Consider the following 23,080-nt stretch of genomic DNA (forward strand, 5'->3'; position numbering starts at 1 on the left):
CGCCGCGCTCACCTAGAGGTTGAGCGTGCCGGTGGCGACCGAGACCGCCGTGCCGCCGATGAGGACGCGCCCGGGCGCGTCCTCGGGCAGGCGGAGCAGCAGTTCGCCGCCGCGCCTGGACGCCTGGTGGGCGGTCAGCTCGGTGCGGCCCAGCCGCTCGGCCCAGAACGGCGTCAGGACGGTGTGGGCGGCGCCGGTCACCGGGTCCTCCGCGATGCCGATCCGGGGTCCGAACACGCGGGAGACCATGTCGGTCTCCGATCCCGCGGCGGTCACGACGACGATGTTGTGGGGCAGCGCGGCGAGCGCGGCGATGTCGGGCGTCAGACCCCGTACGGCGGCCTCGTCCTCCAGTTCGACGAGGAGGAACTCCCCCACCTGTCCGGTCCAGACGGCCGTGGCGCCGAGCGCCTCGGCCAGACCGTCGGGGGCCTCGGCCCTCTCCGCCCGGTTGACCGGGAAGTCCATCCACATGCGCTCCCCGTCGGAGGTGACGGTGAGGATCCCGCTGCGGGTGGTGAAGCGGTAGGGACCGGGCACGCCCAGTTCGGCCAGGGCGTGGGACGTGGCGAGGGTGGCGTGGCCGCACAGGTCGATCTCGACCGTGGGTGTGAACCAGCGCAGCTCGTAGTCGGCCCCGGGGTCCTCGACGCGGCGGGCGAAGGCGGTCTCGGCGAGGTTGAACTCGTCCGCCACCCCCTGCGCCCACGCGTCGGTGTAGGGCTCGTCCAGGATGAGGACGGCCGCGGGGTTGCCCGCGAGGGGCCGGTCGGTGAAGGCGTCGACGATGCGGTACTCAGGCATGGGTCCATTCTTGGGGGTCCACCCGCGCTCCGGAAGATCCATTTCCGTGCGGAGTGGACTGGCGTCACAGGTGCGGCTCGTCGAGGATGAACATCGTCTGGGTGCTCTTCACCTCCGGGAGACGCTGGAGCCGCTCCAGGACGAAGGTCCGCAGGGCGGCCGCGTCGGCGACCCGGACCAGGAGGAGGAGGTCGACGTCTCCGGAGACGAGCGCCGCGTGGTCGACCTCGGGGATGTCGCGGAGGTAGCCGCGGAAGCGGTCCCACGAGTGCTGTTCGATGCGCACGGAGACGTACGCCGACAGGGCGGTGCCGTACTTCTCGGGGTCGATGACGGCCGTGAACCCTCGGATCACCCCCTCCTCGCGCAGGCGTTCGAGGCGGGAGTAGGCGTTGGCGCGGGAGATGTGCGCCTGTTCGGCGACCGCGCGGATGGACATGCGTCCGTCGGCGCGCAGCAGGGCGATGATCCGCCGGTCGGTGTCGTCCAACCGAACTGCCATGTGTCTTACCTCATACCGCTCGGGCGTGCACCGTCTGAGATGATCCGTCCCGCCTTGGGGTGATACGAGACAATTCGTCTAGCATCGGTACGGGGATATCGACAGTATGGGGTGATTCACCTCATATTCAAGACATGAAGCACACCGATGAGCGCAACCGTCCGGTTCCTCCACTCCCCTCGACGGAGCCGGTGCGCCTCGTGGACCGGCACGGCCAGCGTGTGAGTCACTCCTTCTTCACCGCTCCCGACCACAGCCGGCTCGCCGACCTCCACCGCGCGATGGTCATCGGCCGCCGCTTCAACCAGCAGGCCAGCACGCTCGCCCGCCAGGGCCGCCTCGCCGTCTACCCGTCGTCGACGGGTCAGGAGGCGGCACAGGTCGGCGGCGTGCTGGCCCTGTCCGACCAGGACTGGCTCTTCCCCACCTACCGCGACAGCGTCGCCCTCGTCGCGCACGGCGTCGACCCGGTGGAGACGCTCACCCTCTTCCGCGGCGACTGGCACGCCGGATACGACCCGCACCGCTACCGCTGCGCGCCCCAGTGCACGCCGCTGGCGACCAACGCCTCGCACGCCGTCGGACTGACCTACGCCGCGCGGCGCAAGGGCCGCGACGTGGCCGCGCTCGCGATCATGGGCGACGGCGCCACCAGCGAGGGCGACGCCCACGAGGCCTACAACTTCGCCGCCGTGTGGAACGCCCCGGTCGTGTTCCTCGTGCAGAACAACCACTGGGCGATCAGCGTGCCCCTGCACGCGCAGACCGCCGCCCCCACCCTCGCCCACAAGGCCGTCGGCTACGGCATGCGCGGCTACCACGTCGACGGCAACGACGCCGCCGCCGTGTACGCGGTGGTCGCGCACGCGCTCGCCGAGGCGCGTGCCGGGGCCGGACCCGCCATCGTCGAGGCGCTGACCTACCGGGTCGACCCGCACACCAACTCCGACGCGCCCCAGCGCTACCGCGACGAGGCCGAGGTGGCGTACTGGGTCGAACGCGACCCCCTCCCCCGGATGGAGGCGCTGATCCGGAGGGAGGGCGTGCTCGGCGACGGGGAGGAGACCGGGCGGATCCTCGCCGGTTACGACGCGGAGGCGGAGAAGGTGGCCACCGCCGTGCGCGAGCGGATGGCGGGCGAGGACGAACTGGACCCCGCGTCCCTGTTCAGCGACGTCTACGCCGAGGTCCCGCCGATACTCCGTGAGGAGAGACAGGCGCTGGTGGACGGGTTGCGGGAGTCCTGAATGACGCGTACGCCCCCCACTCCCCCCGCCCCCTCCTCCCCCGCCGGCATCTCCATGGGCGCCGCCCTCAACCAGGCGCTGCGCGACGCCGCGGCCGAGGACCCCGACGTCGTCGTCTACGGCGAGGACGTCGGCGCGCTGGGCGGCGTCTTCCGGGTCACCGACGGCCTCAGCCGCGAGTTCGGCTCCGACCGCGTCTTCGACTCCCCGCTGGCCGAGTCCGGCATCATCGGCACCGCGATCGGGATGGCCATGTACGGCCTGCGCCCGGTGGTGGAGATGCAGTTCGACGCCTTCGCCTACCCCGCCTTCGAACAGCTCGTCTCCCACCTGGCCAAGATGCGCAACCGCACCCGGGGCACCGTGGCCGTACCGGTGGTCGTGCGCGTGCCCTACGGCGGCGGGATCGGCGGCGTCGAGCACCACAGCGACTCCTCGGAGGCGTACTACACGCACACCCCCGGACTGCGGGTGGTCACACCGGGCACTCCGGCCGACGCCTACTCGATGCTGCGTGAGGCGATCGCGTGCGACGACCCGGTGGTCTTCCTGGAGCCCAAGCGCCGCTACTGGTCCAAGGAGGACGTCGAACTCCCGGTGCGCACCGAGCCGATGGCGCGCTCCGTGGTGCGCCGCCCGGGGGACGACGTGACGCTCGTGGCCTACGGCCCCATGGTCGAGACGGCGCTGGAGGCCGCCGCGGTCGCGGCGGAGGAGGGGCGCTCCATCGAGGTGGTGGACCTGCGCCAGCTCGCCCCGTGGGACGACTCCGTCGTGACGGCGTCGGTGCGGCGGACGGGCCGCGCGGTCGTGGTGCACGAGGCCTCGGTGTTCGGCGGATACGGGGCCGAGGTGGCCGCGCGGGTCAGCGAACGCTGCTTCCACCACCTGGAGGCTCCGGTCCTGCGGGTCGGCGGCCTGGACGTCCCCTATCCCCCGCCGAAGCTGGAGCACCTCCACCTTCCCGGCGTCGACCGGATCCTGGCGGCCGTGGACCGGCTCCAGTGGGAGGCCGGGTGGACGTCGGACACCGGCGCCCCGGGGGTGGGGGCGTGAACGGGACGCGGTCGTTCGCCCTGCCGGACCTCGGTGAGGGCCTGACCGAGGCCGAGATCGTGACCTGGCTGGTGGCGGTGGGCGACGAGGTCGCCGTCGACCAGCCCGTGGCCGAGGTGGAGACCGCCAAGGCCGCGGTCGAGGTGCCGTGCCCGTACGGCGGCACGGTCACCGAACTGCACGGCGCGGTGGGAGAGGCGGTCGCGGTCGGCGCGCCCCTCATCACCGTGCGGGAGACCACCGTGCCGGTCGCACGGGAGGGCTCCGGCCCCGTCGGCGGCAACGGGGCCGCCGGGGAATCCACGGGGTCGGGAGCCGTCCTGGTGGGCTACGGCACGGGACGGGGCGCACCGACCTCGCGTCGGCGCGCCCGCGGGGCGGGCGGGCCGCCCGGGTCGACGGCGACCGGCGGCCCGCCCACCACCTCCGGCGCGCGCGGCGGCGAGCGCACGCGGGTGGTGTCGCCGCTGGTACGGCGCCTGGCCCGGGAGCACGGGATCGACGTGGGGGCGGTCCGGGGAACGGGTGAGGGCGGCTTGGTCCTGCGCAGGGACGTGGAGGCCCTGGTCGCCGGCGGCCCCGCCGCCCGCGCGCGCCGGGCCGATCCGCCGGGGACCCGCCGGACGCCCCTGCGCGCCGCCCACCGCTCCATGGCCCGGAGCCTGGAGCGGTCCCGGCGGGAGATCCCCGAGGCCACCGTGTGGGTGGACGCCGACGCGACCGGGCTGGTGGAGCTGCGGAGGGAACTCAACGAGGCGGCGCCGGACCGGCCGGTGAGCGTGCTGGCACTGGTGGCGCGGTTCGCCCTGCTGGGGCTGGCGCGTTTCCCGGAGCTGAACGCGCACTTCGACGCCGAACGCGACGAGGTCGTCCGCTTCGACCCCGTCCACCTGGGATTCGCCGCGCAGACCCCGCGCGGTCTGGTGGTGCCGGTCCTGCGGGACGCCGACCGCCTGACCACGCGGAACCTGTCGGCCCGCCTGGGTGAGGCCGCCCAGGCCGCGCGGGCGGGCACGCTGGGCCCCGACGCGCTGCGCGGCGGGACGTTCACCGTCAACAACTACGGCGTGTTCGGCGTGGACGGGTCGGCCGCGATCATCAACCACCCCGAGGCGGCGATCCTCGGTGTGGGCCGGATCGTGCGCCGCCCCTGGGTGGTCGGCGACGCCGTGGTGCCGCGCCCGGCCACCGAACTCACCCTGACCTTCGACCACCGGGTGTGCGACGGCGGTGCCGCGGGCGGCTTCCTGCGCTTCGTCGCCGACTGCGTGGAACGTCCGGGGCTGCTCATCGGCGACGTCTGAGCCCGCTCCGGGACGCGTCGAGGGGCCGCGGTCGCTGACGACCGCGGCCCCTCGGACCCCGTCACGGGGTACGGGCCGACTACTTGCGGCGGAACCGGTCGACCAGGGACGGGATCCGGTCCATCAGGGAGCCCAGACCGTGGCGGCCGTTGCTCTCGGCCAGCAGGCCCCTGCCCTGGTCCTCGGAGGCACCCGCGTGGGCGCCGGCCGGGCGGCGGGTCCAGGCGAAGAACAACGCGACGAGGACGGCGGGGATCAGGGCCAGGGTCAGCAGACCCGTGGCGCCCAGGGCGCCCTCGGCACCGGTCAGCTCGATGGCGGACAGGTCGTTGGCCGCGGTCTGCGCGGTCACGCCGGAGTCGTCGCCGTCCCGGCCCCTGGCCGCGGCGGCCTGCTGGGACTGGTCGTCCTGCTCCTCGGCGGCCTTGGGGTGGCCGTCCTCGGACTCCTTCTCCGGGGAGGACTCCTCCGCCGTCTCCTCCTCGGTCGCCTCGGGCTCGGGCTCTTCGACCGGCTCGGGCTCGGGAAGCGGGGAGACCGCGTCCTCACAGGGGTTCTCGGGCTGCTGGAAGGGGTGGGGAGCGCCGGGGGTGCCGTAGCCGTCGCCCCACTCGGTGATGAAGTACTCGACCTCGGCGTGGCCGTTGCCGCCGCCCACGGTCAGGCTGGACTCGTTCCAGCTCGTACCCATCATGTCGGCGAAGGTCTTGCCGTCGATGTCGAGCAGGACGTCGCAGTCGTAGGAGGGAACGCCCGGCCCGCGGTCACCGATGAAGAACTCGTATTCCTCGCCCTCGTAGACGATGTAGCCCTCGGTGCCCAGCGGCCAGCTCGGGCTGGAGAACAGGCCCTTCTGCATGGGCAGGCCGTATGCGGGGGCACCCGTGTCCCCGTTGATCCCGGAACCGTCGTCCCAGAAGTAGGTGGCGGTGACGTGGCCGTGCTGAATCGGAGTCTCGTTGCTCATGGAGAAATAAGCCAGGTAGGCGACAGGGCCGAGAAGACCGTGGGCATGGCGCCCCAGGGCACGCGGGCACGCTCGGGCACACCCGCGTCAGGGCGTCATGGTTGGGGACTCCCGCGTCGCCGGCGGCGAGGGCGGGCGGGAACGGGGGCGCCGATGGACTCGGCGATCCAGAGGGCGGACACGTGGTTCGTGCGGCCCGGTTCCCGGAAGAGGGTCTCGACTCCCCTGCGGCGCGCGGCCGTCCAGGGGCTCGGCATCGGCTCTTCGATGTGTCATCTCGAACCGATCACGAGCGACACTAACCCACGGTTCGGTAAAGTACCGAAGGATCGCGGGTAAAATGACGCGTCGTAGCGGAATACCAACACCGAGAAACAAAGTAAAAAGCGCCGGAGAAGTGCTGGAACGCCTATCACTAAGGCGTTATCGCGCTTCTTCTCCCCGAAATCGCGACCGCGTCCGTGCTTGGCGCCACAGTCACATGACACCAGCTCTCACCTGCTGAAACGCCTGTGCAACAGTGTTTACCCAAGGGTAGGACCCGTCGGATGCCCCTGATATGGACAGCGCTGGCCGGGCCCGATCGCGGCCCCGTGTGGCAAAGGCCACGTAACCCCGTTCCGTGCCCCCGGTCACCCTGTCCGCCGTCTTTGGAAAAGCCGATGCCCCGGGGGGACACGGTCCTCCGGGGCATCGGGAATCGGCCGCGACGGCGGCGGATCAGGTCACCTGCGCGCTCCGGAGGAAGCGCTCCGCACGCCACTCCCCGGTCCGCACGACCTCCACCAGGGCGGTGGCCGCGTCGAAGACGTCCACGTAACGCAGGTAAAGCGGGGTGAACCCGAAACGCATGACGTCGGGGGCCCGGAAGTCACCGATCACGCCGCGCTCGATCAGCGCCTGCACGACGGGATAGCCCGCGCCCTCCTCCGGCTGGTACAGCGCCACCTGGCTGCCGCGCCGCGCGCGGTCGAGCGGGGTGGCCGACGCGATGCCCGCCTCGCCCGTCACGCGCAGGAACAGGTCGGTCATCGCCAGGCTCTTGGCGCGCACCCGTCCCATGTCGGCCTTGGCCCACACGTCGAGACTGGCCTCCAGGGCGGCGTCGGCCACGAGCGGCTGCGAGCCGCTGAGGAAGCGGGACACGCCGGGCGCGGGCTCGTAGCCGGCGGTGAAGTCGAACGGGCGCGCGTGCCCGTGCCACCCGCTGAGCGGCTGGTCGGCCACCGCGTGGTGGCGCCGGGCGGCGTACAGGAAGGCGGGCGCGCCCGGCCCCGCGTTGAGGTACTTGTACGTGCAGCCGACCGCGAAGTCGACTCCGCAGCCGGACAGGTCGACCGGCACCGCGCCCACGCTGTGGCACAGGTCCCAGACGACGAGGGCGCCGTGCTCGTGGGCCAGGCGCGTGATGCCCGCCATGTCGCGCAGGGTGCCGGTGCGGTAGTCCACATGGCTGAGCAGCACCACCGCCACGTCGTCCGCGGCCAGCGCCTCGGCCAGCCCGGGACCGTCGGGGTCGATCCGGCGCTGGACGGCCCCGGCGAGCGCGACCGCGCCCTCGGTGACGTACAGGTCGGTGGGGAAGTTGCCGGCCTCGCCGAGCACGACCGAGCGGTCGGACAGGCGCAGGGCCGCGATGAGGACCTTGAACAGGTTGGCCGAGACACCGTCGCCGACGACCACCTCGTCGCCGTCGGCGCCGACCAGCGGGGCGACCTTCGCGCCGAGGGTGCGCGGCTTCTCCCACCACCCGGCGGTGTTCCAGCTCCGGATGAGGTCCTGGCCCCACTCGCGTTCGATCATGTCGGCGACCCGGCCGGGCGTGGACCTGGGGAGCGCCCCGAGCGAGTTGCCGTCCAGGTAGATCACCCCCTCGGGGAGCACGAACTCCTCGCGGAGCGGGGCGAGGGGGTCCGCGGCGTCGAGGGCGGCGCACTCCTCACGGGTGGTGGGCGTCATCGGTTCCTGCCTTCTGGTGGTGCGGGTGGTGCCGGTGCTCACATGGTGTTCCGGAGCGACCACAGCTCCGGGAAGACGTCCTGTTCGGCGTTGCGTGCGAGCCAGTTCAGGCCGTTGGAGCCGCCGCTTCCGGGCTTGGCCCCCATGGCGCGCTTGACCGCGACGAGGTGGCTGTGGCGCCACCGGGTCACCCGCTCGGCGACGTCGAGCAGCGCCTCGGCCAGGAGGAACAGCTCGTTGCCGGGCCGGTCGTCGCCGTAGACCAGCGCCCAGGCGTGCTCGACCCCGGCGCTGGGCTCGTAGTCCGCGGTCCAGTCGCGCTCGACGTGGTCGTCGGGGACCGGCAGCCCCCGGCGGCGGAGCAGCCGCAGCGCGGCGTCGTACAGGCTCGGGCCCTCCAGGAGCCGGGTCAGCTCGGCCACGACACCGCCCATGGCCTTGTGCGGGCGGATCATCGCGGCGGACTTGTTCCCCAGCAGGAACTCGAGTTCGCGGTATCCGTAGGACTGGAAGCCGGACGCCTCGCCGAAGGCGGGGCGGAACCGGTTGAACTCGGTGGGCGTCATGTCGGAGAGCAGGCCCCAGGAGGCGTTGAGCACGTCCTGTGCGTGGCACGCCCGGCGCAGCCACGCGAGCGCTCCGGGGACGTCGTCGGCCTCCAGGGCGTCGCGGGCCGCCTCCCAGCGCTGCTGGACGAGCGTGAAGAGCAACTCCATGACCTGCGTGCTCACGATGAACGCCGTTTCGGCGGGTTCGTCGGTACGCGTGTTCTGGAGGCTGAGGAGGGTGTCCACACCGGCGTACTCGACGTAGGGAGTGGCGCGCTCGAAGGAGAGCGTCGGGCCGCCGCCGTGCGTCGCGGCCGCCTCGTCGTCCCCGCCCGGCGCGTACGGACACTGTTGGGCGGGCGTGGTGACCATGGGAACCCCTCGTCGTTACTGCGATCCGTGTCGTGGCGCCACCGCGGCGCGGGGGTCTCCCGAACCCGGTTCAGCGCGGGTACACATGATCGAACACGAGGGCCGGATGGAGGAAGGGTCAATGGCGACACAAGTCGGACATTGACCTACCATTCATAACGGGAAAACGGCTTCGAGTTCAGGAACACAAGGCATGACCTCGCGACCACCTCACCCGCTGGACGGCGTCGACCAGCGGATCCTCTCCGAGCTCCAGCGGGACGGGCGGCTCTCCTTCAACGAGCTGTCCCGACGGGTCAACCTCTCCGCCCCGGCGGTGGCCGACCGTGTCCGCCGACTCACCGACCGCGGCGTGATCACCGGCTACCACGCGCACGTGGACCCGGCCGCCGCCGGACTCCCGGTGACCGCGCTGGTACGGATGGAGTGCTTCGGCGCGCACTGCCTGCTGCGCGAACCCGCCGCCCTGGACCTGCCGGAGATCCTCCAGGTGCACCGGGTGACCGGTGACGCCTGCTGCGTCCTGCTCGTCGCCGTGCGCTCGATGGAGCACTTCGAGGAGGTCATCGACCAGCTCGCCGAGCACGGACGCCCCTCCAGCACCATGGTGATGTCCAGCCCCGTGCCCTGGCGGGCCGTGACCGCTCCGCGCGCCTCATGAGCGTCCTCATCGACACGCCCGTCTGGCCCGGACCGCGCGGCTGGCTCTTCGCCCACCTGGTCAGCGACCACTCGTACGAGGAGCTGCACGCCTTCGCCCGCGCACTCGGCGTGCACCCGCGCGCCTTCGACCGGGACCACTACGACATCCCCGAGCACCTGCACGCCCGGGCGGTGGAGCTGGGCGCGGAACACGTCAGCGGGCGCGAGCTGGTCACCCGGCTGCGCGCCTCCGGGCTTCGGCGGCCGAAGACCCGGCGGCCGGCCCCGGTCAGAGCCGAGGCGGCTCGACCCTGTCGACGGCCTCCAGACGCCTGATCTCCGCCTCGATGTTCCCCCTGGCCCGCGGCTCCCAGTGCGCGCGGGCGTACTCCGTCGCGTAGAGATGGGGCGCGAGCACCAGCTTCCGCAGGATCCGGAGCCGCCCGGCCCGGAAGAGCGCGTCGGGCACCCTCCGGTACTCCGCGCGGACCGCGGCCGTGTAGGCGAGGTACTCGTCCGGAGGCGAGGCCAGCACGGACAGGTCGGCGTCGGACAGGACCGCGCCGTTGGCGTCGCCGGGCTCGGTCCGGTGGTCGGCGGTCATCCTCACCAGGCGCGCCACCTCCCTCACCCGCTCCGGCGCGACCTCCAGCGCCGTCAGCAGGCGCTCGGCGAGCAGCGCGCTCTCGCGTTCGTCCTCCCCGGGGCGGCCCTCGTAGACGGCGTCGTGGAACCAGGCGGCATAGCGCACCGCGTCCGGGTCCCGTGCCTGGCCGGCGAGGGTGTCGACGGCTCGGAGCGTGTGCAGCAGGTGCGACAGCGTGTGGTACCTGCGGTGCTCCTCGCCCCAGCGGCCGAGCAGTTCGTCCCCCACCGCCACCGCGTCGGGGCTCGCGCCCGCCAGGTTCCGCCAGGCCGACCTGAACCACCTCAGTCCCGCCCCCTCTCCCGGACCGGGAAGGTCCGCGGAGGGCCTCGTGCTCACCATGCCACCCATGTTCCCTCACCGGGCCCCCGACCGCACGCGGTATCACGTGTCGACCGTGTCGGTGAGTCCGGCCTCGTGGGCCAGGATCGCCGCCTGCACGCGGTTGCGCAGGCCCAGGCGGCTGAGGATCGCGCTCACGTAGCTCTTCACCGTGCCCTCCACCAGGAACAGGCGACGCGCGATGTCGGCGTTGGACAGCCCGGCCCCCACGAGGGCGAGCACGTCCCGCTCCCGGTCGGTGAGCCGCTCGACCCGGGCCAGGGCGGCGGCCTCGCGGGCCGCCCGACCGCCCCCGTAGTGCGTGATCACCTGTCTGGCGACCTGGGGCGACAGGTAGGCGCCGCCCTCGGCGACCGCGTGCACCCCGGCGATGAGCTCGCGCGGGTCGCCCGCCTTGAGCAGGAACCCGGCGGCGCCGTCGCCCAGCGCCTGGGAGATGTAGCCGTCCTCGCCGAAGGTGGTGAGGACGGCCACCGCGGTGCCGGGCGCGACCCGGCGGATCTCGGCGGTGGCCGCCAGACCGTCCATGCGGGGCATGCGGATGTCGAGCAGCACGACGTCGGGGCGGTGGGACAGCACCAGCTCGACGGCCTCGCGCCCGTCGGCGGCCTCGGCGACCACCTCGATCCCGGGGTCGCTCTGCACGATGGCGCGCACGCCCGCCCGGATCATGGCCTCGTCGTCGGCGATCAGCACCCGGATCATCGGTCTCCTCGCTCTCTCGTTCACGGGAATGGGGACGAAGTACCCCGCGCGCCGGTTCGCGCCGCCGGGCGGCGGCTCAGCGGCGCGCGGCGACCCCCGCCCCGACCACCCGGCCGTCGCGGAAGCACACCTGGTGGAAGGCCGCGTCCGGGTCCAGGACGTGTGATCCGTCGTGGTAGTAGGAGCACTCGGCGCCCTCGGGTTCCCGGTACCCCGCACGTTCGCCCTCGCCCATCAGCACGGCGTGGTCCGGCAGGTACCGTTCGGCCTCCTCCCGGGTGTCGCCCACCCCGATCCGCGCCAGGTCCTCGGGGGGCAGCGACTGCGCCTCCCACGCCAGCGACACCGGTCCCACCGCCACGACCATGAGCGCCACCAGGCACACGGCGGGGAAGGCCACGAGCGCCAGCGTCCACCCGCGGAACCTCCGGCGGGCCGCCAGCTGCAGCCGGTCGATGTCGTCGCCGTCCCCGCTCTCGGGGTCGGCGTCCGGGGCGACGGCGACCGCCCCGCCGAGGGGCAGCGTCGCGGCCACCTCCCACCCGCCGTCGGACGGCCCGGCCGCGAACGACCCCCCGGCCACCCGGACGCGCTCGCGCAGCCCGATCAGGCCGCGGCCGCCGCCCTCCGCCGTCTCCGGCAGGACGCCGACCGGCGCCGCGTTGGTCACGCGCACCTCCAGGGTCCTGCCGTCGGTGATCGACCACACCGTGACGGAGGCGTCCGGCGCGTACTTCGCGGCGTTGGTCAGGGCCTCCTGGACCACACGGTGCGCGGCCCGCCCGACCATCGGCGGCAGGTCCGTCAGGTCGCCCTCCCGGACCAGCATGACCCGCATGCCGGAGGCACGGACCCGCTCGACCAGGGCTGGCACGCCCTCGTCGACGGGGACCGTCGGGGCGGGTTCGGCGTCCGCGCGCAGGACGCCGATGATCTCCCGCAGGTGGGCGGTCGCGGTCACCGCGTCCGCGCGCAGCTCGGCGACGGCGCGGCGGTGCCCGTCCGCCAGGTCCGGCGTGACCTCCAAGGCCCCGGCGCGCAGCGCGATGAGGCTCAGCTCGTGTCCGAGGGAGTCGTGCATGTCCTGGGCGATGCGCGAGCGTTCCCGCGACCGCGCCTGTTCCGCCGTCAACCGGTGCTCGCGCTGGAGCTGCCGGGCGTGCTCCCATCCGGCCGCGCTCAGCTCCGCCTGCTGTCGACGGTGCACACCGACGAGCCAGGGCAGGACGAGGTAGAAGACCACGACGACGAGGGTGACCGACCAGGCGTCGACCCCGGCGGACGCCACCGTGCCCAGGAACACCAACCGGCCGCCCGTACCGACGGCGAAGACGCCGATGGCCGGCCACACGCTGGGCGCCCGGCGGCCCGACAGGTAGGACGCCACGATCACCAGCAGCCCGATGCTCAGCGACACCAGGCTCGCCAGCAGGGACACGACCACCGCCAGAACCGGGTACAGGCGGGTGAGCACGATCACCAGCAGCCCGACCACGACGAGGGCCGCGTGCAGCGCCGCGGTCTCGACCGGATCCCCCGTACCCGAGGTCCAGGACACGACGCCCTCCAGGACCACGCCCGCGCCGACCGCGAGGGCCAGGGCAGCGTCGCGCGCCAGGGCGTGGCGGGACGGCCAGCCGGGCAGTGGCCGCAGGGCGCGGCGCACGGCCCGGAGCGGCTCGGAGAGATCCATGGGACGAACCTACACAGAGCGGACCGGGGCCACGGAACCAGCGAAAGTCGGAGGTTCACACCACCTTCGTCACCCAGCACGCCCCCACGGACCGTGCCTGACCACGACATCACCCCAGAAACAGCCATATCATGGGATGAATTTCGGTCTTCCCGACGATTGCCCGTCTGCGACCTCCGTGCTGCAATCCGTGAGGGACACGGCACGATCGGGACGGGGAGCGGATGTCACCACTGGAGACGCTGCGGCGCATGGACGCGATCGCGGGGTGGCCCCTTCTGACGGCCACGTTCCTGGCCCGGCTCCCTGTATCCATGGCGCTCATCGGGTTGCTGACGCTGGTCACCTCGGCCACCGGCAGCGTGGCCGAGGCCGGGATCGTCAGCGGCGCCTTCGCCCTGGGCGAGGCCGTCGGCGGCCCCGTCATCGCGCGGTTCGCCGACCGCCACGGGCAGCGCCGCCCGGTGCTGGTCATGGCCCTGGTGGACTCCGCACTGATCGTCCTGCTGGTCGGCGCGGTCGCCGCCGACCGGTCGGCCGCCTTCCTGACCGTCCTCGCCGCCCTCGCCGGGCTGTGCATGCCTCAGATCGGCCCGATGGCCCGCACCCGCTGGGTGGTGCTGATCCGGACCGACGACCGGGGCGCGGCCGGGCGCGAGCGCTCGCTGTCCGCCGCGATGTCGGTCGAGGGCGTCCTGGACGAGGCCGCTTTCGTCCTGGGCCCGGCACTGGTCGGCGTGCTCACCGTCACGCTCTCCCCCTCGGCGAGCGTGCTGGGCGCCGCCGTCCTCATCGGGCTGTTCGGGGCCGTCTTCGCCCTGCACCCGACCGCTCCGCCGGGGTCGCCGCCCGCTCGGGGCGCGGGCGGGCGGATCGTCACCCCCGCCCTGATGGTGATCGCCGTCCCGATGTTCTGCCAGGGGCTGTTCTTCGGCGGCATGTCCACGGGGGTGACCGCCTTCGCCACCGGCTCCGGCTACGGCGACCTGTCCGGGCTGATGTACGCCCTCCAGGGATCCAGCAGCGCGGTCGCCGGTCTCATGATGGCGTCCCTGCCCGTCGCGTTCACGCTGCCCGCACGGGTGCGGGTCGCCGCGGGGGCGCTGTTCGCGCTCACGTTCCCCCTCTACTTCGCGGACGGGGCCGCCGCGCTGGCCGCGGCCATCCTCGTGCTCGGCGTGGCGATCGGCCCGCACCTGGTGAGCCTGTTCGGGCTGATCGAGCGGGCGGCCCCGGCGAGCCGCATGTCGCAGTCGATGGCGCTCATCCTGAGCTTCCTCATCCTCGGCCAGTCGGTGGGGTCGGTCGCGGCCGGGTCGCTCGCCGACGCGCACGGCCACCAGGGCGCGTTCGCCCTGGCCACGGCGGGCGCTCTCGTCGCGGCCCTGGTGACCGTCCTGGCGATGAGGAGCCGCTGGTACACACGGGCGGACGCGCCCGCGGAGAGCACCGGAGGGGCAGGTGAGGGGGCCCGCGCGCCGCTCGGGAGCGGCACCGCGTGACACTCGGAACATCGCGTGTTAAGCGCGCGTTAAGGCGTGGCCGAGCACAGTGGGATCGGCCCTAGGCTCGATGACCGTGCTCGATCTACTGACCACCATGAAGCCCGGATCCAGCCGACGACGAAGAGAGGTCAAGGTGCCCCAGATCTGCGGTCTCGCCCGCGTCACCCTCTCCGTTCGCGACCGGGACGAGAGCGTGCGCTTCTACCGATCGGTCCTGGGATTCAAGGAGCTGCGCAGCGAGGACGAGAACGGCACACTGCGCACCGAGTGCCGCCACTCCTGCGGGTTCCTGCTGGACCTCGTGCAGCACAAGGACAACTTCAAGGGCAAGTTCGACCACCGCCGCTGCGGCCTCGACCGGCTCGTGCTCCGGGTGGACAACCTCGGCGAGCTGGAGGCGTGGGAGGACCGGTTCACGAAGCTGGACGTCGAGCACACGCCGACCAGCCACGACGCCGACGGCTCCACGCTCGTCTTCTTCGACCCCGACGGCACCGAGCTGGCCCTGTTCGCTCCGGCCGAGATCGACGACGACGAGGACTGAGCCTCTCCGCCGCCGCTCCCGCGAACGGCGCCCCGGTCAGGGCGCGTCAGTCACACCCCACCAACTTCAGGCGCACGTCCCGCTCGGCCAGCTCGTCCACCGCCGAGCGCGGGAGCCGGTCGTCGGTGACGATGAGGTCGAACGCCTCCAGGCTCGCCACCCGGAACGTGCCGAACTTGCCGTACTTGGTGCTGTCCACCGTCAGGACGCTCTTGGACGCGATCCGCAACAGCTCCTGCTTGGCGATCACCTTCGCCTCCGAGGGGGTCGTCGACCCGCGCTCGGCGTCCCAGGAACTGCTGGCGATGAAGGCCAGGTCGACGTTGACCTTGCGGAGGAAGTCGGCGGTGAACTGACCCACCGACGAGTGGTCGGAGTGGGACACCACGCCTCCGGTGTGGATCAGCTCGATCCCCGGGTACTCCATCAGGTGGCCGACGACGTTGAAGTCGCTGGTGATGACGGTCAGACCGACCTTGTCCGTGAGCATCGGCACCATCTGCAGGGTGGTCGTCCCCGCGTCCAGGTAGATGGTGAAGTTCTCCCGCACCAGATCGGCGGCCGCGCGCGCGATCGCCCGCTTGGCGGGCACCTCTAGCTGCGCCTTGGCCAGGTAGGAGGGCTCGCTCTTGAGCCGGGCCGCCAGCCGAACGCCGCCGGTCACCGACAGGACCTTGCCGTCGTTCTCCAGGGCCTGGATGTCGCGCCGGACCGTCATGTGCGACACGGACAGCATGGACGTGAGCTCGTTGATGCTCAGCACGTGACGCTCTTGCAGGAGCTTCAGGATGTGCTCTCGTCGCTGGTCCGGGATCATCGTTCGCCTCACACTCCAGGGCCGACCTTGGGGACACCGTGCTCACACGATCTCATGTAACAGAGTTTCCCAGTTCGGGGGACCGGGTCGGGGACCTGGCGACGTGACACGGCTCGCAGTGGCCGCGCGGCGGCGCCGTCCGCGGCCCGTCGCGCCGGTCCGCCTTGGTCGGCGTTTTTCCTGTTTGCACCACGCGGGGCCGCCGACTTTGCCACTCTGGCACCATGACGTTGTCCATCGCACTGAGCGGAGACACCGCGCATTCACCGGGGAACACCCTCCCCGCCCTGCGATCAGCGTGGCGCGCCGGGGCCGACCTGGTCAAGGTCGACGTCCATCTGAGTTCGGACGGGTACCCCGTGCTGGCCGACGAGCGCGTCACGGCCGCACCCGGCGGCGTACCGCGTCCGGTCGCCGACCTCACCCTGGCCGAACTGGCGGCCGTCCGGGACGACGTGGATCGGCGCGTCCCCACCCTGATGGAGGTGCTCGGCGAGTTCCGTCCGGGGACCGTTCCGCCCCTGCTGATCGACGCCGCGGCCCCGGACGCCGCGCTGGCCGCGGACGCCCTGCTGCGCGAGCGCGGCCTGGCCGACCGGGTCCCGTTCACCGGTTCGGCCGAGGCGTTGGCAGCGCTGCGGTCGCGCAGCGCGGAGACGCCGTTGCTGCTCCCGTGGGACCAGCCGGGGCTGCCCCCGGAGGAGGTGGCCCGGAGCCTGCGCCCCAGCTGTCTGGCGGTGCGGCACACACTGCTGAACCGGGAGCGGATCGGGGAGATCCACCGTTTCGGATATCGCGTGGCCGCGTGGAACGTGAACGAGTTTCCAGAAATGGCGCGGCACATGGGAATGGGCGTCGACGTGATCTCGACAGAACGGATCGAGGATCTGACGGCGCTGACGAAGGACGCCGAGAGGGGAGGCCGCCAGACCGCGGGATCACCCTGAGCGACCCAGGGAAACAGCAGGTCACCAGGGGAGGAGCGAGTGCGCGGGGCGGCCTGGAAATCGGGATTCACGCCCCCATTCGCTCGACAACGGGCACATCTACATCATGTGCCACATAACCACGGCAATCCACGCCGATTTCCCGCGTTCCACGCGATGGGGCGATCCTCTCGGGCTATCCTCGGAAAGGATTCCCACCGGATCAGTCCCCACGCCGCCGCACCCCCGCGGCGTCTTCCGAACGACGAGATACCTGACAGATGACGGCCGACACCTCCCCTCAGGCCCTGCGCACCACGGCCCCCGTCCTGGACTGCGCGGCACGCCTGTTCGCCGAACACGGCTCGCGCGGCATCGCCATGTCCGCTCTGACCGAGCGGATCGCGTCCGAGACCGGAACCGCCGCCGCCTCCCTCCGGCGTGCCTTTCCCACCCGCTTCGACCTCGTCTACGCGGTGGTGCTGCGCTCCACCCGCGAGCGCGTCGACGGACAGCTGGCCGCCGACGACGCCGCCGCGCCCGCGCGCGACCGCATGGCGGACCTGGTCAGACGGCACGTGGCCCTCGGGTGGAAGCATCGTGCGGCCACCGCGCTGGGCCACGAGCTCCTGCCGGTGCTGCGCGCCGTCCATCCCTCCCGGCACAGAGAGATCGTCTGCCTCACCCGCGCCTACCGCGAACACCTCCGGGAGATCATCAGGGACGGCGTCGTCTCCCGGACCTTCGAGATCCGCGACCCGGGCCGGGCGGCCGACGAGGTCCTGGAGACCCTGGACTCCCTCCTGCACTGGTACGACCCCGACGGCGGGCTGAGTCTGGAGGACCTCGGCGCGGTCTACGTCGACCTGGTGGTCCACCACCACCTGGGCTGCCCGCGCTGAGCGGGCCGCAGGAGATCCGGCGTTCAGCCCCCGACCAGCGCGTACAGGTCGACGGACTCGGCGATCGCGCGGAACCCCGCGTCGCCCGGATGCAGGTGGTCTCCGGAGTCGTAGGCGGGCAGCAGCCGCGTCGGGTCCGCGGGATCGCGCAGCACCCGGTCGAAGTCCCACACCCCGTCGTACACCGAGTCCGGCGCGTCCGCCTGTGCCCGCAGGTGGGCGTTGACCTTCTGGCGTTCCCGTTCCATCCCCGGCGTGCACAGCCGCTCGCCCCCGCACGGGGCGAGCGTGGCGACGAAGACCCGCAGTCCCCGTTCCCGAGCGAGCGCGGCGACCCCGTCGAGCCCGGCGATCACCTCGCGCGCGGGCGTCCCCCACCGCAGGTCGTTGATCCCGGCGAAGACGACGACGGCGTCCACCCCGTTCTGGGCCAGCACGTCGCGCTGGAACCGGTGCCGCAGGCCGACCCCGGCCGCGGTGGCGGCCGGGCCCTCCCCCGTGTACGGGTCGGAGACGACGTGGTTCCCCGCGACGCCCGCGTTGAGCACGCCGAGGTCGGGGATCCCCGGTTGGGCCGCCAACCGTTCGCTGAGCACGTCGGGCCAGCGGGTGTGGGCGCCGCGCGTGGCGCCGACGCCGTCGGTGAGCGAGTCTCCGACCGCGGCGACCGCGCCTGGCGCGCCGAGGACCTCCAGGCCGGTGAGGAAGGGCCACTGGGTGACCGGTGCGGTGAACGGCTCCCCGGTGGTGTCCAGGGTCTGGTCGCCGCTCCCGGACGGACTGGTGAAACTCGGGTCCACGGCCGCGTAGTGGACCGGCGCGCTCGTCACCCGCTCCGGCAGGTGGAGGCTGACCAGCACCTCGGTGTTGGCCGGCAGCCGGAGCGCGACGGGGTCGCTGAACACCTGGGCGCCGGCGGGGATGGCGGTTCCGGAGGCGCCGTCGAAGGTGAGCGGGACCGCCGCCCCCGCGGTCCCGGCTCCGTCTCCGCGCAGCGCCAGGGAGGCGGCACCGATCGTCACGGCGCGGGTCGCGAACGTATTGTCGAGGCGGATGCGCGCGGTGGTGCCGCTGGTGCTGGTGCGCACGACCAGGCGCAGTGTCTGGTCCTCCCAGGGGCCGACCTCCAGCAGGGCGGAGGTGGAGCGGGACCAGGTGCCGACCCAGTCGTCGCCGACGGGAGCCCCCTCCACGGCGAACACGTGGAGGTCGCCGCCGACGGGGGACCGGGGCAGGACGACGTGGGACACCTCGCGCAGGGGGTCGACCGGGACGGTGCGGGCGAACAGGCGCACCGAGCCGACGCGGCCGAACCCGGTCACGGCGTTGGCGTAGGGGAGGGTGAGGACGGCGTCGGCGGCGGGACCCCTGGCCCAGTCGGGGACGGAGAGGGTGAACTCCTCCTCGGTGCCGTCGGCGTAGACCACGCGGCCGGCGCCCAGGACCGGCGCGTCCACATCGTCGGCGCGGACGGCGGTGGCGAGGAAGGTGACCGCGTGGACGCGGTTCTCCTCCAGGCGCACGCGTTGGCCCTCGCTGACCAGGTGGTCGGGCCGCCCTGGACCGTAGGAGGGCAGGTCGACGGAGGAGCCGAGGACGGTGACGCGGCTCCCGGGGAGCCATCCGGCGGCGGTCAGGGTCTGGGCGGACAGGCTGTTGCCCGCGCCGTCGAGGTCACCGGTGACGGCGGCGCCGTCGGAGGAGACCCCGATGCGGTCGACGAGGTCGGCGAAGGGGGCCGGGGCCAGGGACGCGGCGGCGCGCGGCGGGGAATCGGCCTCGCCCGGCAGGACGTGGAGGACCACGCCGGCGGCGGCGACCGCGACGACGGCCGCACCCGCGCTCGTCCACCACGCCCGGTGGCGTCCCCGTCGGGCGGGTGCTCTCCGCCGTCCTCGCTCACCCCGGCTCACCACTCGCCTCTCCGCTGTTCCATCACCGACATGTCGGACGACGTAGGGCGGGCGGCGGTTGATGAGACGTGCGACACCATCACCCCGGGTGGGCCACCAGTCTAGGGGAGCACTCGGAACTGCGGGGAGAAATCCGGCATCAGGCGCGGCGCGGACGACACGGAAGAGCGCGGAGAACACACAAGGAATCCACGCCGTTCGTCACGGACCGGACGGAGTAAACGGGTGTCGGGCCCATTCTTTCATGAAGGCTTTTCACATTTTCCGTGATTTCTCGGAACGGGATCCCGAACCGAACCGGGCACCCCGGCGGAGCCGTGCGGGTCGGGCACCCGCGGCATGGGATTCGCCGGTCGCGTCCTGGCATGCTAGTCATCGAGTGCCGAGGCCACGAGACCCCACCGTTCCCGGCCGCCGGGAACCGACACCCACCAGTGACCGTCTGCTGAGGTGGGACCATCGCGGCCGTTCCCCCGAACCCACCGAAGGAGAAGACCATGTCCTACCCGCACCCGCCCCCGCCCCCGCCGGAGGACCCCTACGGCCAGGGACAGGGCCAGGGCCCCGGCCAGTGGCCCGCCCACCAGGAGGGGACGGGCGGCTACGCCCCGCCGCCCGGCCAGCCCGGCGGCGGCTACCCCAGCGGCGGCTACCCGGCCCAGCCGGGTGGCTACCCTCCCCCGCACGACCAGCCCGGATACGGGCACCAGCCCGGCGGCCACCCTCCGCACGGCCAGCAGTGGCACGGCGGCCAGCCCACGCCCGACGACAGGCAGATGGCCTTCTTCGCCCATGTGGGCGGCGGCATCCTCGGATGGATCGTTCCCCTGATCATCTACGTGATCAAGAAGGACGACTCCCCGTTCGTCCGGCAGCAGGCGGCGGCCGCCCTGAACTTCCAGCTCGTCATGCTGATCGCCTACGTGGTCTCCGGTCTGCTGATGATCGTGCTCATCGGCTACCTGATCTGGATCGCCGCGCTGATCTTCTCGATCGTCATGGGGGTGCGGGCCGGACAGGCCGCCAACCAGGGCCAGCCGTTCACGTACCCGTTCAACGTCACCTGGGTGAAGTAGCGACCGCGGCCAGTGCTCCGCCCGGTCCGGGTGGGGCGCTGGCGGGCGTCGCCCCCGTCCTCGGGCCGGTGGCGGTGGTCGGTCCTCCCGCCACGGAGCCGGTGCGGGGCGGGGGCCCTGCTGCTACCTTGTGAGCGCCCGATCCCGGGCCCTGTGGACGTGTCGAGGAGCCGTGGACCATGCCCGAACCGCGCGGATCCGGTGCACATGCCGCCCAGCACCTGCTGGACGAGGTGGTCGTGGCCCACGAGATGGGCCACGCGGTGATCGCCGAGGCGGTGGGTATGCCGGTCTCGGGCATCAGACTGGAGTTCCCCCCGCAGTGGGACGGGCGGGCGGGAGGATTGGAACCCGCGCGCGGCCACGTCCGCTGGTCGTCGAACGGGGTCAGTGCCCAGGGCGAGGTCATGGCGTTGGCGGGGGGAGTGCTGGCCCAGGTGCGGTGGATGCGGCACCGCGGGTTCACCGATCCCGAGGTGAGCCGTGCGATGCTCCTGGCGGGCGCCGTGGACGAGTCGACCGCCTACGACACCGAACGCATCACGGAACTCGAGCGCGACCCCCGCGTGACCAGGACGGCCGCGTTCCACGCCACCGAGCGGCTGCTGGACCTGCCGCAGGTGTGGGGAGCGCTGCGCGAACTGGTCGAGGGCATCGTGGCCGGCGCCCCGTTGCGCGGCCAGGAGCCGCGCCGCATGGTCGTCCCCGGTGATCAGGTGCGGCAGGTGATGCCCCGTGAGGAGATCGCCGAGGCGGTGGCGGCCCTCGGCCTCGCGATGGGGCGGTCCGTGATCGCCCTGGCGCCGGTGGAGCGCCGCGAGAGGAGCGCTTCGCGCGCGCCGGGGATCGCTCAGGGAGTGCGGGCGGCGGCGGACGGCCGCAAGGCGCTCCAGCCCGGCCCCTCCGTTCAACGCGGGCTGCACCGTGCGCTCGCGCACCGGGCGGGCACGTCCTCCGCGGCGCGCTGACCCGGCGCGCCGCGAACCACGCGGTGGTTGGCCTGAATGAAGGAATCCACCCTTCACAGGTGGCGAAATGCGTGGGCCGTACGGGCGATGTCGGACTTGTCGTCTTATTCGGCCTCGCGCACCGCGAAGGCGAAGTCCGACGCCGAATGACGTTCGGATGCGAGGTGTTCCGGCGACGCGCATTCCCCGCGCGGACCGGACCGCGGGAGTCCGCGGGGCACATGCCAGCGCCGCTGACCTGTCCGTGCAGGTCGGCGGCGCTTCTTTCGGGTCGGAGAGGGTAGGCCGGGCAGGACTCGAACCCGCGACCCAGGGATTATGAGTCCCCTGCTCTAACCAGCTGAGCTACCGGCCCGCCGTCGTCGGCAAACGTCATCCTAACAGGGTGCGTCCGGCGTTTCCGCGCCGGAAATCCGACGCCGAAGGGGATTGGCACACGGCGCCATCAGGGCACGGTCTCCTTCCGCGCACCTGGGTCACCCCTCCCGGAGACGGGCGGTCTAGGGTGGTGAGGTGCGGCTCGCGCCTGGCCGGACCCCAGCTCCCCGGCGCCGACGCCGCTTCTTACCCGTTGGTAACATCTCGGGTCGCACTTCGTCGTCAGGAGAGTTCACGTCATGGCCCAAGTACCCGTCAACGTCACCGTCACCGGCGCCGCTGGCCAGATCGGCTATGCCCTGCTGTTCCGGATCGCCTCCGGTCAGCTGCTGGGAGCCGACACCCCGGTGAAGCTGCGTCTGCTGGAGATCCCGCAGGCCGTCAAGGCCGCCGAGGGCACGGCCATGGAGCTGGACGACTGCGCGTTCCCGCTCCTCCAGGGCATCGACATCTTCGACGACGCCCGCCAGGCCTTCGAGGGCGCCAACGTCGGCCTGCTCGTCGGCGCCCGTCCGCGCGGCAAGGGCATGGAGCGCGGTGACCTGCTCGAGGCCAACGGCGGCATCTTCAAGCCCCAGGGCGAGGCGATCAACGCCGGCGCGGCCGACGACATCCGCGTCCTGGTCGTCGGCAACCCGGCCAACACCAACGCCCTCATCGCCCAGAGCCACGCGCCGGACGTCCCGGCCGAGCGCTTCACCGCCATGACCCGCCTCGACCACAACCGCGCGCTCACCCAGCTCGCCAAGAAGCTCGGCGTGTCGATCAACGACATCAAGAAGCTCACGATCTGGGGCAACCACTCGGCGACCCAGTATCCGGACCTGTTCCACGCCGAGGTCAACGGCGCCGACGCCGCCAAGGCCGTCGACGACCAGGCCTGGCTGGAGAACGACTTCATCCCGACCGTCGCCAAGCGCGGCGCCGCGATCATCGAGGCCCGGGGCGCGTCCTCGGCCGCCTCCGCCGCCAACGCCGCCATCGACCACGTCCACGACTGGGTCAACGGCACTCCCGAGGGCGACTGGACCTCCGCCGCCATTCCGTCCGACGGCTCCTACGGGGTTCCCGAGGGCCTCATCTCCTCCTTCCCGGTCGTCTCCAGGGACGGCCGCTGGGAGATCGTCCAGGGCCTGGAGATCGACGACTTCTCCCGCTCCCGCATCGACGCCTCCGTCCAGGAGCTGGTCGAGGAGCGCGACACCGTCCGCGGGCTCGGCCTGGTCTAGCCCTCCCGGGCGCCCCGGGCGCGTCCCCCTCTCCG

Annotated in this window: 22 protein-coding genes and 1 tRNA gene; 12 read left to right on the top strand and 11 right to left on the bottom strand. The window is 72.5% G+C overall.

The window, feature by feature from the left end; translation table 11 throughout:
• Window positions 1-12: 12 nt before the first annotated feature.
• The gene (locus tag ACIBFB_RS03150; RefSeq protein ID WP_397225620.1) at window positions 13-804 is read right to left on the bottom strand and encodes a PhzF family phenazine biosynthesis protein; all 792 of its coding nucleotides are present in this window, start codon (window positions 802-804) and stop codon (window positions 13-15) included.
• A 64-nt stretch (window positions 805-868) separates the two neighbouring features.
• Window positions 869-1,306 (bottom strand): Lrp/AsnC family transcriptional regulator, encoded by a 438-nt coding sequence (locus ACIBFB_RS03155; RefSeq protein WP_397225622.1) that lies wholly within the window; start codon window positions 1,304-1,306, stop codon window positions 869-871.
• Window positions 1,307-1,440: 134 nt separating this feature from the next.
• Between ACIBFB_RS03155 and ACIBFB_RS03160 the strand changes: the two genes are divergently transcribed.
• Genes ACIBFB_RS03160 through ACIBFB_RS03170 form a run of 3 tightly spaced genes read left to right on the top strand, consistent with a single transcriptional unit; the run spans window position 1,441 to window position 4,913 of the window.
• Window positions 1,441-2,553, top strand: a complete 1,113-nt coding sequence (locus ACIBFB_RS03160; protein WP_397225624.1) for a thiamine pyrophosphate-dependent enzyme — start codon at window positions 1,441-1,443, stop codon at window positions 2,551-2,553.
• The gene (locus ACIBFB_RS03165; RefSeq protein ID WP_397225626.1) at window positions 2,554-3,609 is read left to right on the top strand and encodes an alpha-ketoacid dehydrogenase subunit beta; all 1,056 of its coding nucleotides are present in this window, start codon (window positions 2,554-2,556) and stop codon (window positions 3,607-3,609) included.
• Window positions 3,606-4,913 carry a dihydrolipoamide acetyltransferase family protein gene (locus tag ACIBFB_RS03170; RefSeq protein ID WP_397225628.1) on the top strand — a complete coding sequence of 436 codons (1,308 nt, stop codon included), beginning with the start codon at window positions 3,606-3,608 and terminating at the stop codon, window positions 4,911-4,913. The genes ACIBFB_RS03165 and ACIBFB_RS03170 overlap by 4 nt, the downstream gene beginning before the upstream one ends.
• Before the next feature lie 79 nt (window positions 4,914-4,992).
• Here ACIBFB_RS03170 and ACIBFB_RS03175 read toward each other — a convergent pair whose 3' ends face one another.
• The 3 genes from ACIBFB_RS03175 to ACIBFB_RS03185 all read right to left on the bottom strand — a co-directional run bounded on the left by ACIBFB_RS03175 (window position 4,993) and on the right by ACIBFB_RS03185 (window position 8,759).
• Window positions 4,993-5,880, bottom strand: a complete 888-nt coding sequence (locus ACIBFB_RS03175) for a hypothetical protein (RefSeq protein WP_397225630.1) — start codon at window positions 5,878-5,880, stop codon at window positions 4,993-4,995.
• Window positions 5,881-6,600: 720 nt separating this feature from the next.
• The gene (gene kynU, locus ACIBFB_RS03180) at window positions 6,601-7,839 is read right to left on the bottom strand and encodes a kynureninase (protein WP_397225632.1); all 1,239 of its coding nucleotides are present in this window, start codon (window positions 7,837-7,839) and stop codon (window positions 6,601-6,603) included.
• A gap of 38 nt (window positions 7,840-7,877) precedes the next feature.
• Complete coding sequence (locus tag ACIBFB_RS03185) at window positions 7,878-8,759, bottom strand: tryptophan 2,3-dioxygenase (RefSeq protein WP_397225634.1); 882 nt, start codon at window positions 8,757-8,759, stop codon at window positions 7,878-7,880.
• Window positions 8,760-8,952: 193 nt separating this feature from the next.
• Between ACIBFB_RS03185 and ACIBFB_RS03190 the strand changes: the two genes are divergently transcribed.
• Both ACIBFB_RS03190 and ACIBFB_RS03195 read left to right on the top strand, forming a co-directional pair.
• Window positions 8,953-9,420, top strand: coding sequence for an Lrp/AsnC family transcriptional regulator (locus ACIBFB_RS03190; protein ID WP_397225636.1), 468 nt, complete (start codon window positions 8,953-8,955; stop codon window positions 9,418-9,420).
• Entirely contained in the window at window positions 9,417-9,737 is a 321-nt protein-coding gene (locus ACIBFB_RS03195; RefSeq protein ID WP_397225638.1) for a DUF4031 domain-containing protein, read from the top strand. Before ACIBFB_RS03190 ends, ACIBFB_RS03195 begins: the two co-directional genes overlap by 4 nt.
• Here the strand turns inward: ACIBFB_RS03195 and ACIBFB_RS03200 are convergent.
• The 3 genes from ACIBFB_RS03200 to ACIBFB_RS03210 all read right to left on the bottom strand — a co-directional run bounded on the left by ACIBFB_RS03200 (window position 9,691) and on the right by ACIBFB_RS03210 (window position 12,787).
• Complete coding sequence (locus tag ACIBFB_RS03200; RefSeq protein ID WP_397225640.1) at window positions 9,691-10,389, bottom strand: metal-dependent phosphohydrolase; 699 nt, start codon at window positions 10,387-10,389, stop codon at window positions 9,691-9,693. The genes ACIBFB_RS03195 and ACIBFB_RS03200 overlap by 47 nt on opposite strands.
• Before the next feature lie 42 nt (window positions 10,390-10,431).
• The gene (locus ACIBFB_RS03205) at window positions 10,432-11,094 is read right to left on the bottom strand and encodes a response regulator (RefSeq protein ID WP_397225642.1); all 663 of its coding nucleotides are present in this window, start codon (window positions 11,092-11,094) and stop codon (window positions 10,432-10,434) included.
• A 76-nt stretch (window positions 11,095-11,170) separates the two neighbouring features.
• Complete coding sequence (locus ACIBFB_RS03210) at window positions 11,171-12,787, bottom strand: sensor histidine kinase (protein WP_397225644.1); 1,617 nt, start codon at window positions 12,785-12,787, stop codon at window positions 11,171-11,173.
• A 224-nt stretch (window positions 12,788-13,011) separates the two neighbouring features.
• Between ACIBFB_RS03210 and ACIBFB_RS03215 the strand changes: the two genes are divergently transcribed.
• Both ACIBFB_RS03215 and ACIBFB_RS03220 read left to right on the top strand, forming a co-directional pair.
• A complete protein-coding gene (locus tag ACIBFB_RS03215; RefSeq protein WP_397225646.1) occupies window positions 13,012-14,289 on the top strand; it encodes an MFS transporter in 1,278 nt (425 codons plus the stop codon).
• A gap of 70 nt (window positions 14,290-14,359) precedes the next feature.
• Window positions 14,360-14,836 (top strand): VOC family protein, encoded by a 477-nt coding sequence (locus tag ACIBFB_RS03220; RefSeq protein ID WP_358563305.1) that lies wholly within the window; start codon window positions 14,360-14,362, stop codon window positions 14,834-14,836.
• Between the two features lie 46 nt (window positions 14,837-14,882).
• On the opposite strand, the gene ACIBFB_RS03225 is transcribed toward ACIBFB_RS03220, so the two are convergent.
• The gene (locus ACIBFB_RS03225; protein ID WP_397226411.1) at window positions 14,883-15,653 is read right to left on the bottom strand and encodes a DeoR/GlpR family DNA-binding transcription regulator; all 771 of its coding nucleotides are present in this window, start codon (window positions 15,651-15,653) and stop codon (window positions 14,883-14,885) included.
• Between the two features lie 224 nt (window positions 15,654-15,877).
• Here ACIBFB_RS03225 and ACIBFB_RS03230 point away from each other — a divergent pair, with 224 nt between their 5' ends.
• Both ACIBFB_RS03230 and ACIBFB_RS03235 read left to right on the top strand, forming a co-directional pair.
• A complete protein-coding gene (locus ACIBFB_RS03230; protein WP_397225648.1) occupies window positions 15,878-16,600 on the top strand; it encodes a glycerophosphodiester phosphodiesterase in 723 nt (240 codons plus the stop codon).
• 260 nt (window positions 16,601-16,860) lie between these two features.
• Window positions 16,861-17,481, top strand: a complete 621-nt coding sequence (locus ACIBFB_RS03235; protein WP_397225650.1) for a TetR/AcrR family transcriptional regulator — start codon at window positions 16,861-16,863, stop codon at window positions 17,479-17,481.
• Between the two features lie 23 nt (window positions 17,482-17,504).
• Here the strand turns inward: ACIBFB_RS03235 and ACIBFB_RS03240 are convergent, their stop codons facing one another.
• Complete coding sequence (locus tag ACIBFB_RS03240) at window positions 17,505-19,394, bottom strand: GDSL-type esterase/lipase family protein (RefSeq protein WP_397225652.1); 1,890 nt, start codon at window positions 19,392-19,394, stop codon at window positions 17,505-17,507.
• Between the two features lie 497 nt (window positions 19,395-19,891).
• Here ACIBFB_RS03240 and ACIBFB_RS03245 point away from each other — a divergent pair, with 497 nt between their 5' ends.
• Both ACIBFB_RS03245 and ACIBFB_RS03250 read left to right on the top strand, forming a co-directional pair.
• On the top strand, window positions 19,892-20,470 hold the full coding sequence (locus ACIBFB_RS03245; RefSeq protein WP_397225654.1) for a DUF4870 domain-containing protein: 579 nt from the start codon (window positions 19,892-19,894) through the stop codon (window positions 20,468-20,470).
• Window positions 20,471-20,649: 179 nt separating this feature from the next.
• On the top strand, window positions 20,650-21,438 hold the full coding sequence (locus ACIBFB_RS03250; protein WP_397225656.1) for a hypothetical protein: 789 nt from the start codon (window positions 20,650-20,652) through the stop codon (window positions 21,436-21,438).
• 281 nt (window positions 21,439-21,719) lie between these two features.
• Here ACIBFB_RS03250 and ACIBFB_RS03255 read toward each other — a convergent pair.
• A tRNA-Ile gene (locus tag ACIBFB_RS03255) sits at window positions 21,720-21,793 on the bottom strand.
• 262 nt (window positions 21,794-22,055) lie between these two features.
• Between ACIBFB_RS03255 and ACIBFB_RS03260 the strand changes: the two genes are divergently transcribed.
• A complete protein-coding gene (locus ACIBFB_RS03260) occupies window positions 22,056-23,045 on the top strand; it encodes a malate dehydrogenase (protein WP_397225658.1) in 990 nt (329 codons plus the stop codon).
• Window positions 23,046-23,080: the final 35 nt, after the last annotated feature.

The organism is Nocardiopsis sp. NPDC050513 (assembly GCF_044457925.1).
Taxonomy (GTDB): Bacteria; Actinomycetota; Actinomycetes; order Streptosporangiales; family Streptosporangiaceae; genus Nocardiopsis.